At 26.9% G+C, this 16,297-nt stretch carries 21 protein-coding genes and 1 pseudogene; 4 read left to right on the top strand and 18 right to left on the bottom strand.

Going from position 1 to position 16,297, the window contains the following annotated elements; all coding sequences use genetic code 11:
* The coding region (locus tag AVBRAN9333_RS07935) for a twin-arginine translocation signal domain-containing protein (protein WP_336609769.1) at positions 1–255 on the bottom strand (255 nt) is incomplete at its 3' end.
* A 199-nt stretch (positions 256–454) separates the two neighbouring features.
* Complete coding sequence (locus AVBRAN9333_RS07940) at positions 455–1,825, bottom strand: GntP family permease (RefSeq protein ID WP_336609770.1); 1,371 nt, start codon at positions 1,823–1,825, stop codon at positions 455–457.
* An 82-nt stretch (positions 1,826–1,907) separates the two neighbouring features.
* Here AVBRAN9333_RS07940 and AVBRAN9333_RS07945 point away from each other — a divergent pair, with 82 nt between their 5' ends.
* Positions 1,908–2,411, top strand: a complete 504-nt coding sequence (locus AVBRAN9333_RS07945; protein WP_214118573.1) for a gluconokinase — start codon at positions 1,908–1,910, stop codon at positions 2,409–2,411.
* Here the strand turns inward: AVBRAN9333_RS07945 and AVBRAN9333_RS07950 are convergent.
* Complete coding sequence (locus AVBRAN9333_RS07950) at positions 2,408–2,881, bottom strand: thioredoxin family protein (RefSeq protein WP_214118571.1); 474 nt, start codon at positions 2,879–2,881, stop codon at positions 2,408–2,410. The two genes, AVBRAN9333_RS07945 and AVBRAN9333_RS07950, sit on opposite strands and share 4 nt — an antisense overlap.
* A 75-nt stretch (positions 2,882–2,956) precedes the next feature.
* Complete coding sequence (locus AVBRAN9333_RS07955) at positions 2,957–3,670, bottom strand: DUF4198 domain-containing protein (RefSeq protein ID WP_214120361.1); 714 nt, start codon at positions 3,668–3,670, stop codon at positions 2,957–2,959.
* Between the two features lie 196 nt (positions 3,671–3,866).
* Between AVBRAN9333_RS07955 and AVBRAN9333_RS07960 the strand changes: the two genes are divergently transcribed.
* Positions 3,867–4,499: a superoxide dismutase gene (locus AVBRAN9333_RS07960; protein ID WP_214118567.1), complete on the top strand. Its 633-nt coding sequence runs from the start codon at positions 3,867–3,869 to the stop codon at positions 4,497–4,499.
* A 22-nt stretch (positions 4,500–4,521) separates the two neighbouring features.
* Here the strand turns inward: AVBRAN9333_RS07960 and AVBRAN9333_RS07965 are convergent, their stop codons facing one another.
* Genes AVBRAN9333_RS07965 through AVBRAN9333_RS07990 form a run of 6 tightly spaced genes read right to left on the bottom strand, consistent with a single transcriptional unit; the run spans position 4,522 to position 8,652 of the window.
* Entirely contained in the window at positions 4,522–5,040 is a 519-nt protein-coding gene (locus AVBRAN9333_RS07965; RefSeq protein WP_214118565.1) for a hypothetical protein, read from the bottom strand.
* Positions 5,033–5,554 (bottom strand): hypothetical protein, encoded by a 522-nt coding sequence (locus tag AVBRAN9333_RS07970; protein WP_214118563.1) that lies wholly within the window; start codon positions 5,552–5,554, stop codon positions 5,033–5,035. The genes AVBRAN9333_RS07965 and AVBRAN9333_RS07970 overlap by 8 nt, the downstream gene beginning before the upstream one ends.
* Positions 5,544–6,515, bottom strand: a complete 972-nt coding sequence (locus AVBRAN9333_RS07975) for a hypothetical protein (protein WP_336609771.1) — start codon at positions 6,513–6,515, stop codon at positions 5,544–5,546. Before AVBRAN9333_RS07975 ends, AVBRAN9333_RS07970 begins: the two co-directional genes overlap by 11 nt.
* Positions 6,508–7,143, bottom strand: a complete 636-nt coding sequence (locus AVBRAN9333_RS07980; RefSeq protein WP_336609772.1) for a lysophospholipid acyltransferase family protein — start codon at positions 7,141–7,143, stop codon at positions 6,508–6,510. The genes AVBRAN9333_RS07975 and AVBRAN9333_RS07980 overlap by 8 nt, the downstream gene beginning before the upstream one ends.
* Positions 7,124–8,425 carry a tRNA (N6-isopentenyl adenosine(37)-C2)-methylthiotransferase MiaB gene (gene miaB / locus AVBRAN9333_RS07985; protein ID WP_214120363.1) on the bottom strand — a complete coding sequence of 434 codons (1,302 nt, stop codon included), beginning with the start codon at positions 8,423–8,425 and terminating at the stop codon, positions 7,124–7,126. Before miaB ends, AVBRAN9333_RS07980 begins: the two co-directional genes overlap by 20 nt.
* Entirely contained in the window at positions 8,422–8,652 is a 231-nt protein-coding gene (locus AVBRAN9333_RS07990; protein WP_214118556.1) for an HP0268 family nuclease, read from the bottom strand. The genes miaB and AVBRAN9333_RS07990 overlap by 4 nt, the downstream gene beginning before the upstream one ends.
* Positions 8,653–8,770: 118 nt before the next feature.
* Between AVBRAN9333_RS07990 and nusA the strand changes: the two genes are divergently transcribed.
* Both nusA and AVBRAN9333_RS08000 read left to right on the top strand, forming a co-directional pair.
* The gene (gene nusA, locus AVBRAN9333_RS07995; protein WP_336609773.1) at positions 8,771–9,865 is read left to right on the top strand and encodes a transcription termination factor NusA; all 1,095 of its coding nucleotides are present in this window, start codon (positions 8,771–8,773) and stop codon (positions 9,863–9,865) included.
* On the top strand, positions 9,862–10,845 hold the full coding sequence (locus tag AVBRAN9333_RS08000; protein ID WP_336609774.1) for a pyridoxal phosphate-dependent aminotransferase: 984 nt from the start codon (positions 9,862–9,864) through the stop codon (positions 10,843–10,845). The genes nusA and AVBRAN9333_RS08000 overlap by 4 nt, the downstream gene beginning before the upstream one ends.
* A 16-nt stretch (positions 10,846–10,861) precedes the next feature.
* Here the strand turns inward: AVBRAN9333_RS08000 and AVBRAN9333_RS08005 are convergent, their stop codons facing one another.
* From AVBRAN9333_RS08005 to AVBRAN9333_RS08035, 8 genes and pseudogenes are all read right to left on the bottom strand, one after another.
* Complete coding sequence (locus AVBRAN9333_RS08005) at positions 10,862–11,425, bottom strand: D-sedoheptulose-7-phosphate isomerase (protein WP_214118550.1); 564 nt, start codon at positions 11,423–11,425, stop codon at positions 10,862–10,864.
* Positions 11,415–12,794 (bottom strand): D-glycero-beta-D-manno-heptose 1-phosphate adenylyltransferase, encoded by a 1,380-nt coding sequence (rfaE2, locus tag AVBRAN9333_RS08010; protein ID WP_214150610.1) that lies wholly within the window; start codon positions 12,792–12,794, stop codon positions 11,415–11,417. The genes AVBRAN9333_RS08005 and rfaE2 overlap by 11 nt, the downstream gene beginning before the upstream one ends.
* Positions 12,791–13,300, bottom strand: coding sequence for a D-glycero-alpha-D-manno-heptose-1,7-bisphosphate 7-phosphatase (locus AVBRAN9333_RS08015; protein WP_442862235.1), 510 nt, complete (start codon positions 13,298–13,300; stop codon positions 12,791–12,793). Before AVBRAN9333_RS08015 ends, rfaE2 begins: the two co-directional genes overlap by 4 nt.
* An 81-nt stretch (positions 13,301–13,381) precedes the next feature.
* A pseudogene (gene ccoS / locus AVBRAN9333_RS09600) lies at positions 13,382–13,489 on the bottom strand (cbb3-type cytochrome oxidase assembly protein CcoS); the annotation flags it as partial.
* A 135-nt stretch (positions 13,490–13,624) separates the two neighbouring features.
* On the bottom strand, positions 13,625–14,011 hold the full coding sequence (gene nusB, locus AVBRAN9333_RS08020; protein WP_214120575.1) for a transcription antitermination factor NusB: 387 nt from the start codon (positions 14,009–14,011) through the stop codon (positions 13,625–13,627).
* Positions 14,001–14,471 carry a 6,7-dimethyl-8-ribityllumazine synthase gene (gene ribH / locus AVBRAN9333_RS08025; RefSeq protein ID WP_214118534.1) on the bottom strand — a complete coding sequence of 157 codons (471 nt, stop codon included), beginning with the start codon at positions 14,469–14,471 and terminating at the stop codon, positions 14,001–14,003. The genes nusB and ribH overlap by 11 nt, the downstream gene beginning before the upstream one ends.
* Before the next feature lie 2 nt (positions 14,472–14,473).
* Positions 14,474–15,358 carry a 3-deoxy-8-phosphooctulonate synthase gene (gene kdsA / locus AVBRAN9333_RS08030; RefSeq protein WP_214120573.1) on the bottom strand — a complete coding sequence of 295 codons (885 nt, stop codon included), beginning with the start codon at positions 15,356–15,358 and terminating at the stop codon, positions 14,474–14,476.
* Positions 15,355–16,296, bottom strand: a complete 942-nt coding sequence (locus AVBRAN9333_RS08035; RefSeq protein WP_336609776.1) for a DMT family transporter — start codon at positions 16,294–16,296, stop codon at positions 15,355–15,357. Before AVBRAN9333_RS08035 ends, kdsA begins: the two co-directional genes overlap by 4 nt.
* Position 16,297 lies beyond the last annotated feature (1 nt).

The following is a 16,297-nucleotide window of genomic DNA, read 5'->3' on the forward strand; positions in this document are numbered from 1 at the left end:
TTGTGAATATACTCTATTTACTACACCATTCATAAGAGTTGTTGGTTTAAAATCCCCATTAAAAGCTTTAAATCCTTCAACTTTGCTACTTCTAATAATAGGATGATAAGCTCCAAAATGTGAAGCACTAATTAAGCTTTCATCTATTTTAGGAATAGCGTTTTCACCAATAAAATCAACAGCACCTAAACTTGACGCACTAGCTGCTACTCCTGCTGCACCTTTTAAAAAGCTTCTACGAGATAACTTTTCCATAAATTCTCCTTAAAATTTAAATAAAACTTAATTTTATAAGTTAGGTAAAATTATAATAAAATAATTTAAGAATTAAGTAAATGGAATAATATTATAAGGCTATATATAAAGTTATTATAATAATATGAACTAACACAAAAAATAATATTTTTTTAAAAATGGAATTTAAAATATAATTTTAAATTCCAAAGTAAAAACACTAAAATACAAGATTAAATAAAGCTAAAATTATAAGTATTAATACAAAACCTATAACACCTATTAAAGTTTCTAATATAGTCCAAGTTTTAAGAGTTGTTTTTTCATCTAAACCAAATAAGCCTTTTACAAGCCAAAATCCAGAATCATTAAAATGAGAGCAAACAACACTACCACAAGCTATTGCTAAAACGATAGCAACTTTATCAAATTCTGCAATTGATGTATTTGCTGCAATAATCGGTGCCATTAAACCAGCTGTTGTAGTAAGTGCAACGGTAGCTGAACCTTGAGCAATTCTAATAATTGCTGCTATTATAAAACCAGCTAAAATAACAGGAACGCCTAAATTAGCTAAAGTTCCAGCCAACGCATCACCTATTCCACTAGCTCTTAAAACACCGCCAAACATACCACCTGCACCAGTTACAAGCACTACAGAACAAATTGCAGGAAGTGCTTTTTCACAATATTTTTCAAGATTTTTAGCACCTAAACTTTTATTAAAAACAATAATACAAATTATTAAAGTAATCATAAGAGCGATTGGAGTTTGACCTATTAGATTTAAAACATTAAAACATATATCATTTTTTGCGATTATTTCTAATTTTTGCATAGATGAGATAATTGCACTTATAAAAATCAATACTACAGGGGTTAATAATATAAATATTACGGTTAAGAATTTAGGTTTATGTTTAATTTCTATTTTTTCATCTTCAAATAAATCTGGTGCTTTAAAATACATTTTTTTACCAGAATAAAGCCCAAATAAATAAGAGCTAAAATACCAAGTAGGAAGACCAATAATAAGTCCTAATATTAAAACCCAACCAACATTAGCGTCTATTGTAGCTGCTGCTGCAACTGGACCTGGGTGTGGTGGTAAGAAAACATGCATTACAGAAAACGCACCAACTGAAGGAAGTGCATAAGTTAAAACAGAACCTTTTAATTTATGAGCTACGCTTAATATAACAGGCAACATTACAATTAACCCTGCATCAAAAAATATAGGGAAAGCAAAAATCAATGAAGCTAAACCTAGTGCAAATGGAGCTCTTTGCACCCCAAAAAACTTAATTAAGGTATCAGCTAAAACTTGAGCTCCACCAGAAACTTCTAAAATTTTACCTATCATAGCACCAATACCAACTAATAAAGCAACACTTGCTAAAGTTGAACCAAAACCACCAAGCATTACTCCTAAAATTTTATCAAGCGGCGTATTGGCTGCTAAAGAAGTTAAAAAACTTATTATTATTAATGATATGAAAGCGTGAATTTTTAATTTCATAATCATAAATAATAATAAAACAACCGCAACTGCGGCAACACATAATAAGTAAGAAGCACTAAGCTCTTGCATTATTTCTCCTTTTATTTGAATTTATGTAATATTAAGAAAAATAGGTTAAAAATAGCAAGATTTTTATAAAAAAGGATAATTAATGAAACATTATAATATTGTTGTAATGGGAGTGTGTGGCTGTGGCAAAAGTACGGTTGGAGCTATGATTGCAAATAGTTTAGGAGCTAGCTTTATAGATGGAGATGATTTACACCCAAGAGCAAATATAGAAAAAATGCAAAGTGGGGTTCCATTAAATGATTTAGATAGAGAACCTTGGCTTGAAAGAATTGCTGATGTATTTTACTCAATTTCAAGAAGAAATCGCTCTTGTGTCATAGCTTGTTCTGCATTAAAAAAACAATATAGAGATAAAATAAGACAATCTGGTAAAATTATCTTCATTCATTTACACGGCTCAAAAGAATTAATAATGCAAAGAATGAGTAAAAGAAGCGGTCATTATATGAAAGAAAATATGATTGATTCTCAATTTTCAACATTAGAATTTCCACACAATGAAGATTTAGTAATAAATATTGATATTACCCCACCTATTGGAGAAATTGTGGAAGATGCACTAATAAAACTAGACCAACTTTAATAGTTTTGCATTTCTTCAAAAATCAACATTATCTCTTCTTGCGTTAAAATACCTAAGTGATAATAAAAAGTTTCATCATTGAAATTAACTTCTTTAAATTTCTTTCCAATTTCTGATTTTGGTTTGAAATTTACCCCATCTTTTGTATAAAAAAATTGTATCGGTATTAAAGAAATTGGGAATTTATTCAATAATTCAGGATTGTCAAAAATATCAATATTTAAAATTTTTACATTCAAATTACCTAGTTCATTATAAACTGATTTTAAAATTGGCTGAAATTGATTGCAAGATGAATTACTAGTATTACAAAAATTTAACAATATATTTGAATTATAATTTTTAATAATACTATTATCTATATAAGTTAATTCAAAACCATCTGTTTTTGTATAACTACCTTCGTTGTAATAATAATACCAAATGCCAAAAGCAGCTATTAATATAGCAAAAAACACTTTTGTCTTCATTTTAAAAACCTTTAAATTTAATAAAGGTATTTTAAAATATTTCTTTTAATCCCTAACAATTAGGGATTAAAAATATTATTTAGATTTAAAACTTAAAGTAGCAGTAAGCTGTAAAGTATCTCCGTATCTATCAAGATTATAAGGCAATTTTATACCAGCTGCAATAATTTGCAAGCCATCTTGAGGTTTGCTAAGAGTTAAAGTTGCAATACCTTTTTCATCGGTTGTAATATCATCTATATCATCATTTTGGTCTTCAAATTCAACCCCACTAATAGGTTTTCCATCTAACAATACTTGAACTTTTAATTTATCACCTACTTTTTTGTCTAGTGGATTTTCTAATGGAATTATTTCAAACTTTAATCCTAAAGGCTTACTTGATGCTTCGTCCCAAGCGAATATACTTTTACCCATTTTAAATATTTTTCTAGTTTGGGTAACTTCATTTGCACCTGTAATGTCGGTAATTTCATTTCTAGCTTGAGAATAATGTTTGCCATCTTTTGTAAAAGTATAATAACCAAAATCATAATTTACACTAGCTACTGATGGATTACCTTCTATAAAGATTTTATTATTTAAATAATCATATCCAGCTTTAAGCTTTTTACCCTTAGAATCTTTTGCACTTACACCAAATATTCTATCGCTTTGAAATTGACCCCAGTGATCATCAGCCCAAAATCCAACCTTATAACCATCATCTGTTTTCATTGGAAAAAATTGATGAGCAAATGCAGAACTTGCAACAAAAATACTAGCTAATGTAATTTTACTTAACTTCATAACATATCCTTTTTTTTAAATTAATTTGATATTGATTATTATATGAATTATTTATTAATTTTTTCTTAATTTGATAATAATTTTAATTTTCTTTAATAAATATATTTTTTACAAATAAAAAAGGATTTTAAATAAGATAAATATTATCTTTTTTTTGATATATTTTTAATACAAATTTTAAAATTAAGGAGAAAAGATGTTTAAATTAAGAACATTAAATTATGCGACAAATGCGTTTTCAGGCTTTTTAACTGAAGAAACTTTCAATTATCACTATGGTAAACACCATCAAACTTATGTTAATAATCTTAACAATTTGATTGCTGGAACAGAATTTGAAAAAAAAGATTTAGTTGATATTATCTTAACTTCTAAAGAAGGTATTTTTAACAATGCTGCACAAGTTTATAATCACGATTTTTATTTTGACTGCATTAGTCCAAAAGAAAGTAAAATGAGTGCTGAATTAGAAAAAGCAATTAATGAAGCTTTTGGAACCTGTTCAAACTTTAAAGATGAATTTATAAAAGGTGCTACAGGCTTATTTGGTAGTGGATGGTTTTGGCTTGTATATAATACTACAAGTAAAAAACTTGAATTAGTAAAAACAAGCAATGCAGCAACTCCAATTACTGATAAATTAATTCCTTTATTAGTTGTTGATGTTTGGGAACACGCTTATTATATTGACCACAGAAATGCAAGAGCAGCTTACCTTGAAGGTTTTTATAAGCATATTAATTGGGAATTCGTATCAAGTGCTTACGAATGGGCTTTAAAAGAAGGCTTTAATTCTGTTAAATTCTATGCAAACGAATTGCATAAATAATTCTTAGCCTACTTTTGTAGGCTTATCTTTTATATACTTGAATGTTAAATTGTGCTTTTATCAAATTCTTATCAGATTTTAAAACTATTGGGAAATGAACTCGTAAAATATTTGGAAAATTATCTAAAGAATCTATGAAATCATAAAAAATAGTTGGACTTGTTATTTTTGTGCTTACTGATAACTGATAGCTTACATAATCTTCGCTAAAATCTAAATTCTTATCTAAATTCACTTCATCAAAAAAAGTCTTGCAATGATTTTTAAATTTTTCAATATCAAATTCATTATGAATTTTTGCTAAATTGGTTTTATTCTCTGATAAATAATCATTTAATTGTCTTTCAATACTTTCATTTTTTGCTTTATTTTGCTGAAATTTTGAATTTGAAGAGCTTAAAACTTCATTTGCAACTTTTAATTTATTTACACTTGGAATTATAAGCAAAGCACTAAGAGTAAAAATAGTAATCAAAAATATACTCAACCATAATAGCAACTTTACTATATCAATTTTACTCATACTATTATCTTTATTCATTAAAACCCTCAGAATTTTCAATAGTGTTAATGCTTACAAAGTTATACCAACCAGAATTTAATTGTATAAAATTAGTTTTTGATGTTTCAAAAATACTTTGAAGCGGTGTTTGCAATAAATTATTATAAATTTCTTTTGTTGGAGTAATTCCTTTAATCAATAAGCTTTTTTGCTCCATTAGAACTTCATTTAAAACTATACTATCAGGAACTAAGTCAAATAAATTTTTTATACTCTTTTTTAAATTTATATTAGAAGCTTGTATATCACTTACTAAAGCTATATATTCTTTATTTAAAATAATTTCATTCCTATTTTTTCCTATTAATTCTATCATTTTATCACTATTTTCTTTGGCTTGTTGTGCGTCGCTATATGCTAATTCTTGTTTTATTTTTATAAATACAGCAAAAAATATAATTACAAAAATAATGAAGATTAAAAAATAAAAGCATAATTTATTAAATTTATTTAATATAGGTTTTTGTTCAGCATTTTTAAGACTATATATCAATTTTTGCTCCTAAATCATTACTGCTTAATTTTAACATTTCCTTAAATATATCAATTGTATATACAATAGGCTTTATTAATAATTCACTTTCAATATAAGAATGCATAGCTTTAGAACTTTTTTCGTGTTCAAATATAATAATATTATTAATAAAATCACTATCATAAATATTGTTATTATAAAATTCTTTAATCGCACTATTTATATATTCAAATATTTGCATATCCAAGCTAAATGATTGTAAATTTTCATTCAAATCAGAATTTAAATCAGCTCCTAAATCAAAATTATCATCAACCTTTACATTATCAAATTCATCAAAATCAAGTTCTTCTAATGTATCGTTATTGCTATCTAATTCAATTTCTTCTTCTAATTCTAAAGATTGATGGTCTTCTTCATTATCTTTGTTGATTTTAAGCTCAAAATAACTACCAAATTTAAATTTTTTACCATCATAAATCATTAAAGTAATGAATTCTCCGTATTTTAACACAAATAAACTTATGCCATCAAATACAAAACCATCTGTTTTTTTATCTTGAATTAGTTTAAACAATATGCTAAAAGGAGAATAAATTAAATCCACTTGCAATTCATCAAAAACAATATCAGCATTAATTAATTCAGTTTTTGCCGCATACAAAAACGAGTTATCAAAGATTTTTAAACTAACAGCACTGCTATCAACACCAAATTTTTGCAAATCTGTTTTATTGATTGTCGGCACCATTCCTTGACCGATACTAGTAAATAAAAGTGAAACATAAGTAAAATAATGATTATCAATTAAGGTTTTTATATATTTTAGTAATTTATTTTTATCTTCTTCAATAAAAGTTCTTTGATGAATTTTAATAATTTTTTCATTTTTAACAGAATAAGCTTCTATACTACAACTTTTATCCTTAATTACTAAATTAATAAAAATAGTTGATAGGTATTTTCTTATATTAAACATAAAAACCTTCTTCATTTAATTTAAGCTCTAGTTTATTAAATTCCTTATTTATTAAATTAACAGAGTTTGCTTCATCTAATAATATAGGTTTTGAAATAATATAAGCAATTGTAGAAAATGGCTTAGCTAAAATCATCTTATCCCAACTTTTAGCCCTATAAAATTTACTTGCAGCATTATCAAAAATAATCGTAGGAATTTTATATTTTAAAGCTATTTTATAAGAGCCTGCTGAAATACTATGATAAGGTCCTCTAGGTCCATCAGGAGTAATATATACATCATGACCTTGCCCTAAAAGACTTTTAATTTCAAGCAATGCTTTAACTGGAGAATCATAAGTGCTACCCCTAACAGCATTTATATTAAAGTATTTCATAACACTAGCAATTAATTCTCCATCTTTGTGATTACTTATTAATACATAAGGCTTTTTTTTATAACCATTTTTCTTCATATAAGCAAAAATAAAAGCCATCATAGTAAGTTTTCCATGCCAAAAAAGTACTATGCAAGGCTCTTTAGGTAAAGTTTTTTCTCCATAAAATCTTTTTTTACAAGTTAAATAAATAATATTTAAAAGTATAAATATTATAAAAGCTAAAATTTTAACTTTGTATTTCGCCATAAAGGGTTGTCCTAGAAGTCTTTGTAATCTTTACATCAACCATTTTTCCAAGCAATTCTTCGCTACCATTTACAACTATTAAGAAATTATTATCACTTCTTCCTGCTATAGTTTGATTTTCTCTTAATTCTTCAAAATATACTTTATAAGTTTTATTTAATTGTGCTGCACTAATCTCATCTAAAATTTCATTGTATAAACTTTGTAATTTAGTTAGCCTTGCACTTGCTATATTTTCAGGAATTTGATTTGGCATTGTTGCTGCAGGTGTTAGTGGTCTTTTAGAATACTTAAATGAAAAAATTTGCTCAAATCTAATTTTTCTCATTACATCAAGTGTTAATTCAAAATCTTCATCGCTCTCACCAGGAAATGCCACGATAATATCTGTTGATATACTAGCACTTGGAACTAATTCTCTTAATTTTAAAGCCCTATTTATAAACCATTCTCTAGTATAACCACGCTTCATAGCTTTTAAAATACTTGTGCTACCACTTTGTAAAGGCATATGCATACTTTTACAAATTTTAGGATTTTTTGCAAAAGTTTCTAAAAACTTATCATCCATATGAAGTGGGTGTGGGCTAGTAAATCTAATCCTTTCAAGCCCATCAACCTCGCTAATCTCATTTAAAAGATCTGAAAAATCCATTTTAGGATGGTTACTTGAAAATCTTTTACCATAATTATTTACATTTTGTCCTAGCAAAAATACTTCACTAGCTCCGTTGCTAACGGCTTTTTTTACTTCATTTAAAATAATATTTTTTGGAATGCTTAGCTCATCACCACGAGTGTGTGGGACGATACAATAAGCACAATGCTTATCGCAACCTATCATAATATTTACATAGCTTTTATAAATACTATTTCTAAAATCAGCAAAAGCAAAATCGCTTTCATCGTAATTTATATCATTACTTATAAATTTTGGAGTTTTAATTGCTTCTGTTATACGGCTAATATTTCTTGCACCTAACACAAAATCAACTTGTGGAGCACGCTTAAAAATCTCGCTACCTAAATGTGAAGCCGTGCAACCACAAACGCCTATTTTTGCTCCTTCTTTTTTCTCTTTTAAAAAACCACCTACTTCACTAAAAAGCTTATGGACTGGTTTTTCACGCACACTACAAGTATTTATTAATATTAAATCAGCTTCTTTTTTATCTGTAGTTACTTCATAACCTTCTTTAGTGGTAAGCTCTGCAATCATACGCTCACTATCGCGAACATTCATTGCACAGCCTAAAGTTTCTATATATAATTTTTTACTCAAAGTATATGTACCTCATAAATAAATTCATCTTCTACTAAACCATATTTAACCGTATTTACATATACCTTAAAATTATTTAATTTTTCAACTAATTTTGTAATATCTTCACTAGAATTTGAATGGTCTAAAAATATAACCTTTTTTTCTTCAAGTATTTTTATAACTTCTTCAATAGTAACTTCTTTTGGTTTTGAATTTAAAGTTTGTTTTGCTAATTTAAATTTCATCTCATATCCTTTTTTAAATTAAAAAAATAAAATAATAACAAAAAGTTCTTTCATTAAACTTATTAAAAGTTATTTTTTATATAATAATAGTCTTCAAACTTCAATTAAAGGTAAAATCTTGGAAAGAATAGTAGATATAATAGAATCAATTGCGAATGAGAAATCATTGCCAATAGAAGAAGTAAGTGAGCGTGTAGTAAAAGCTATTACAAATACTGCTAAAAGACTTTTTGGTGATGATAAAGAATTTAGTGTAGATGTTAAAAAAACTCTTTGTGTATATCAAAATCTAGTAGTTGTTGCAAATAATGATGAATTAGCTAATAATGAGAGTAAATATATTAGCCTTGATAAAGCAAAATTAGAATCAAGTGAAGTAGAAATCGGAGATACTTTAAAATATGAAATATCTTTTGCAAATCTTGATAGAACTGCAATAAATTGGCTTTATAAAGAATTAGAATATAATGTGCAAAGACTTGTAGAAGAAAAATTATTTGAAAAATACCAAAGTATGGTTGATAGATTAATTTTTGGAACGGTAGTATTTGTTGATAATGATGAAAATACTTTCATAGAATTTGATGAAATTAGAGCAGTATTACCTAGAAAAAATCGTATAAAAGGCGAAAAATTTAAAGTTGGTGATGTATTAAAAGCTGTTATTAGAAAAGTTAGTGTTGATAAAAAACTAGGCTTAAAAGTTGAAATTTCAAGAACTTCTCCTAAATTTTTAAATGCACTTTTAATGCTTGAAGTTCCAGAGATTAAAGATGGAGCTATAGAAATTATTAATTGCGCTAGAATTCCTGGCGAAAGAGCTAAAGTGTTATTAAAAGCTAACTCAATCAATATTGACGCTGTAGGTGCTAGCGTTGGAACAAAAGGTGTTAGAATTAATGCTATTAGTAAAGAATTAAATGACGAAAATATAGATTGTATAGAGTATTCTAACGAACAAGCTATTGTAGTTTCTCGTGCTTTAGCACCTGCAATTATTAATTCAGTTACAATTGATAATGACATAGCTAAGGTTGTAATAAATCACGATCAAAAAAGTAAAGCTATAGGTAAGCAAGGAATTAATATTAGGTTATGCAATATGCTAACAGGACTTAATATTGAATTAATTGAAGTTGGTACTGAAGCAGAAAATCATATAAGCTCAGAAGAAGCAAAAGCAAATCTTGAAAATCTATTTAAAAATATATGATTGATTTAAGCAAAAACGAAAATACTTGTAATACTTTAGATATTAAAGAAATAATTAATAGTATTGAATTTAATAAGTATTCTTTTGATAAAAATTATAAATTATTAGATGAATTAGCTAATTTTTATAATTTAAAAAGTGATAATTTTGTTCTAGGTAATGGCTCAAGTAATGTTATTTATATGAGCCTTTTAGCATTTTATAAATATTCAAATTCCAATGTTCATTTAATATCACCATTACCTACTTTTGACTTAACACTTTATTATGCTAAAAATATAGGCTATAGTATTGATGGGTTTTACTTAGATAGCGAGTTTAATTTTGATATAAATAAAATAAAAATAATCCCAAATAAAATAAATATAATCTATCTTGTAAATCCAAACAATCCAACAGGCCTAATGCTAAGCAAAAAAGATTTAAATGAATTAAACTCAATTTGTAAAGATAATGTATATATGCTTTTAGATGAGGCTTATTGTGAATTTGCTGATGATTTTTATAGTTTAGAATTTGCAAAAAATCCAAATATTTTACATATTAGAACATTTTCTAAAATGTATTCATTAGCAGGTTTAAGAGTTGGATATGGGATAGCTCATAATAAATTAATAACGATTTTAAAAGATTTTTTTAGTCCTGATGCTATTAATGCTTTTGCTTTAGAGTGTGCGATTTTTGCCCTAAAACAAAATGACTTTGCAAAAACTACAAGAAACATTATTAACAATAATAAAGCTTTATTAAAAAATGAATTTGAAACTTTAAATATAAAATATTTTAAATCTCATGCTAACTTTATTTTACACGAAATTAAAAGCACAAAATATGCTGATTTTATGAAAGAATGCGGGATAATAGTTGGAAGACCTATAGATAATTATCCTTTATTAAATAGAATTAGCATAGGAAATATTAAACAATTAAAAGAATTTATAAAAGCATTAAGGCTAGCTAAAAATCATAATTTAGTTTGAGCTTTAAGCTCAAACCTTATTTATCTTTAAAATAATTATCTAGTATTTCACAAATACAATGTATTGTGAAAATATGAATTTCTTGTATTCTTGGCGTATCCTTACTAGGTGCTTTTAGGGCAAAATACGGACTATTTTCTAATTTTTCACTAGCCAATAAAACGCATTTGCAACCAATTTTTCTAGCTTCTTCAAGTGCTAAAATAACATTTTTACTAGTCCCGCTAGTGCTTATACCAAACACTATATCTTCACTTTTAGCAATAGCATTTACTTGCCTACTAAACACATATTCATAGCCATAATCATTACCGATTGCAGTTAGTGCTGAAGTATCTGTGCTAAGTGCAATAGCACTAAGACCATTACGCTCACATTTATATCTTCCACTAAGTTCGGCTGCAAAATGTTGAGCATCTGCAGCACTACCACCATTGCCAAAAATCAATAATTTTTTACCATTTTCCAAAGCTTTTTTTATAATATCAGCTACTTGAATAATATCTTTTAAATACTCTTCATTAATATTATCATAAGCTTTTTTGTGCTCGTTTAACTCATTTTTTAATTTATTTAACATATAACTCCTTTATTTTTTCTATAATATTTGTGGTTGAATATCCTGTTTTAAATTCTATTAATTTTACTTCTTTTGCATATGATGAGCCAACAACTTCTTTTCCTTCATAATCAGCACCTTTTACCAATATATCAGGCTCTAAAGTTTTAATTAAATTAATTGGCGTATCTTCACTAAATTCACAAACATAATCTACAAATTCTAAAGCACACATCATAGCTTTTCTAGTCATTATATTATTAATTGGTCTATTTTCACCTTTTAATCTCTTAATACTTTCATCAGAATTTAAACCAACAACTAAAATATCTCCTAACTCCTTAGCTGCTCTTAAATAACTAAGATGCCCGTAATGCAAAATATCAAAACAGCCATTGGTAAAAACTATTTTTTTACCTTTACTAAGTTGTTTAATCTCATCTATATTTTTAAATTTATAAAATTCATTATCAAAATTTATAATCTCATCAAGCCCTACGCTAACAGCCCCTATCTTACCTACAACAATAGCAGCAGCTTTATTAGCTAAATCTATACTTTTACTAATATTAAAATCATTTGCTAAGAAAAATGATAATGATGAAATCACGCTATCTCCAGCACCGGTTACATCAAAAACTTCTTTAGCTAAAGCATAATGGCGATTTAATTTGTTATCATAAACAGCAGCAATTCCATTGCTACCTAAAGTAATTAATGGTATTTTTAAATCCAATTCTTTTTGTAATTTTTCTAATGATTTTAATAATATACCATCATCATATTCATTAAAATTACCTAAAAATTCACAAGCTTCTTTGTAATTAGGTGTTATTAAATCTATGCCTTTAAACTTATAAAAATCTTTCTTAGGGTCTGCTAGGCTTAAAGTATTACTATCTTTTGCAAATTTAATTATTTTTTGTGCTAAATAAGGACTAACAACTCCTTTATCGTAATCACTAAAAATAATTACATCATATTTATCATTGCGTATTTTATCAAATAATTCATCAGCTAATTTATCGCTAATTTGCTCTGTGCTTTCTATATCTATTCTAACAATTTGTTGATTTGAGCCAAAAATACGAGTTTTTGTAGAAGTTTTTCTATCTTTTTGCTTAATTATATGGCAAGTTATATTTTGTTTTTGCAATTCACTTTCAATAAATTTAGCACTATCATCATCTCCAATAACACTTAAAATACTAACATTTGCACCTAATTTTGCAAGATTATTAGCAACATTTGCCATACCACCTAAGACTTTTTTCTCACTTTTAGGAGTGATTACTGGAACTGGTGCTTCTGGACTAATTCTAGTGCAATTTGCGAAAACATAAATATCGTGTATTAAATCTCCAATTACTAAAGCTTTAATATTTTTCATTCATAGTCCTTTTTTATATCTAATAAATTATTCACTTTTTTACAATATTCAAATTCTTTTAAATCTTCATTAAACAAATAACGATTATTGATATTTGCATTTATAGCCGCTTGCATATCACTTACTTTATCGCCTATAAAAATTGAATTAAATAAATCTAAATTAAATTCTTTAGCTGCTTGTAAAATAAGACCAGCTTTTGGTTTTCTACATTCACAATTATCACTAGGTATATGCAAACAAGAATAAATTTTACTTATATTAATTTTATGATTTTTAAACTCATTTAAAATTGCTTCATTAAAAATATCCATTTGCTCTTTTGTAAAATACCCACGCCCTACTCCACTTTGATTTGTAATTACAAAAATCAAATAATCTTTATCTTGAAAGAATTTAACTATCTCAAAAATATTAGGCATAAATACTAATTTTTCTAATTCATAAACATAAGAAAAATCCTTATTAATTACTCCATCTCTATCTAAAAATAAAGCCTTTTTCATATTTTTTAATTCCATTTTTCTTTGTTCTAAAATAATTGCATCATTTAATGCTTCTTCACTATCATTTAATTCTAAAAAGCCATTATTTTCGGTAAATTGTTTATTTTTAAAACCCCAAATAAAGGCAATGATTACTATAAAAACCAATAATATTGATACCCCTATCATTAGCATTAAAACATTTTCCATATTTATCCTTTTTGATTATTTTAATAAATATCATAAAACTATTAGGAATTTAATTTGGAAAATAAAATATAAAAATATCTATTAAAATAATCAACGAGTAATTAGCTAATATAAAAAATATTAGCTAATTTAAAATTAATTTCTAACTTTATCTAATACACCATTAATAAGTTTAGGTGCATTATCACTTGCATATTCTTTAGCTAGTTCAATAGCTTCATTTATAACAACAGCTTTATCTGTTTTTGTAAAAAGCAATTCATAAACACCAAGTCTTAAAATAGCTTTTTCCATACCACCTAAATTACTAACTTCATTGCTTTCTAAAATACCTTTTAAACACTCATCTATTTTTAATAGATTTGCTTGAACGCCGTTAAATAATTCTAAAGCCCATTCACGAATAGCATTTCTTATTTTATGCTCTTCTAAATAATCATTTACATGCTCACTATTTTGAACATAATCAAATGAATACAATAAACTTACAACCGTTTTTCTAGCTTGATGTCTAGTTGCCATTTTGAACTCTTTGTAAATTTAGCATTTCAATAGTAGTTACCATAGCTTCATAACCTTTATTGCCACTTTTAATTCCTGCTCTATCCATAGCTTGCTCTGTAGTGTTTGTTGTAAGAACACCAAAACTAATTGGAGTATCATTTGCTAAAGTTATAGCTGCAACACCCTTAGTGCATTCTGCTGATACATAATCAAAATGTGGGGTATCTCCACGAATAACAGCACCTAAAACCACTATTCCATCATAATTTTTCTTCACTGCTTGTTTTAAAGCATAAGGTAATTCAAAAGCACCAGGAACTAAAATTAAATCTAAATTCTTTTCATTTCCACCAAAACGAACAAAAGCATCTTTAGCACCTTCAACTAATTTATCAGTTATAAAACTATTAAATCTAGCGTTTATTATGGCAAATTTCTCATTACCATTTAATTTTAATTGTCCTTCAATAATATTCATACTTATTCCTTATTTAATATTTTCAATAATAAATTAATTTTCTCTTCTAATTTGCTAGTAGCTACCATATTAGGTCCATCGCATAAAGCTTCACACGGATTAAAATGTGTTTCAAAGAAAAATCCATCAACACCAACTCCAGCAGCAGCTCTTGCTAAAGGCAATACAAAAGAGCTATCTCCACCACTCTTACCACCTGCTGCTCCAGGCATTTGAACGCTATGTGTAGCATCAAATATAACAGGTGCGAAATTTCTCATAATTTTAAGAGATCTCATATCAACAACTAAATTCCCATATCCAAGACTAGTTCCACGCTCAACCGCTAAAACACCAGCTTCTCTTGCCATTTGATGAGCTTTTGAAAAATCTTCATCTTTTAAATCTTTAAATGATAATTCTCCAATATCAGAGCAAGCAAAAAAACTTTCATCATTGGTTTTATAATCATACCCTCTAGTCTGTGCTACTTTTGCTACACTATATTTCATATCACTTGGATTTAAAAATTGACCTTTTTTAATATTTATAATAGCTTTAGTTTTAGCAGCTGCAACTAATAAATCAGTTTGTCTGCATAAAAAAGCTGGAATTTGAAGGGTATCAACAACTTGAGCTGCAATTTCAGCTTGATAACTCTCGTGAATATCTGTAATTATTTTATATCCAAATTTAGATTTTATATCAGCTAAAATCTGCAAACCTTTTTCAAGTCCAGGTCCTCTAAAACTATCTAAACTTGTGCGATTTGCTTTATCAAAACTTGATTTAAAATAAAAATCAATTTGTGGATGTTTTGCAATTTTTTCTAATCTTTTTGCAACTTCTGTAACGATTTCAGGACTTTCTATAACGCAAGGTCCTGCAAATAATATTATTTTTCTCATTTTTTATTATCCTTACTTAAACTTATTCCTATACCACCTATTAAAACGCAGATTATACCTGTTAAAACTACAAAACTTGGTAAATCATCTCCTAAAAGTATTCCTAAAAATAAAGTAAATACAACATCAATATATCCAACTCCAGCTACAACCCCAGCCTTTTTAGCTACTTTGTAGGCTTTTGTTACATATATTTGGTATAGAATCGATAAAGAGCCCATTAAAATAATTAAAGTCCATATTTTATATCCAACAGGCATTACAAATGTAGCAAAAGCAAAATCAAAATGCTTAATAATACTCTCATTTAAATACTCTCCGCCTAGCATAGATAATATAGGTAAAATTGTTCCTAGTATAAAAAAACTTGATGCTATAACTTCAGTATTGTAAAACTTTCCTAATTCCCTAGCACTTGTTAAAGCAAGCGCTGCTGTTAAACCACTTAAAACACCTAAAATTGAGTTTTTAATATCAAAACCACTATGTAAATGTTCAGGTGCAAATGGTTGAATTATTAACATTACACCACCAAAAGCTAATAATAAATATAAAATACTTTTAAATCCTAACTGCTCTTTAAAAAACAAAAATGCAATTAATGCTACAAAAAGTGGATTTGTTTTTTGAAAAGCAAAAGCACCGCCTAAAGAAATATTAGCGACATTATAAAAGAAAAAATATAAAGAAATAGTTCCTATTAAACCACGAAAAAACAATAAAGAGAACTTACCACCTGATTTTTTATGTGGAATTTTATAAATCAAATAAGCTATAAAAATAACTCCAATAACATTTCTAAAAAACATTATTTCTACACTAGGCATAGTATTTGCAAGTAGTTTTGCACAGCACCCCATGAGTGCAAATGCAAAACTAGCAATAACCATAAAATATATTCCTAGATTTTTTTTAATTAACCTTTTTAAACTAAGCATA

Origin of the sequence: Campylobacter sp. RM9333, assembly GCF_020137705.1 — a bacterium.
In the GTDB taxonomy this organism is placed as follows: Bacteria; Campylobacterota; Campylobacteria; order Campylobacterales; family Campylobacteraceae; genus Campylobacter_E.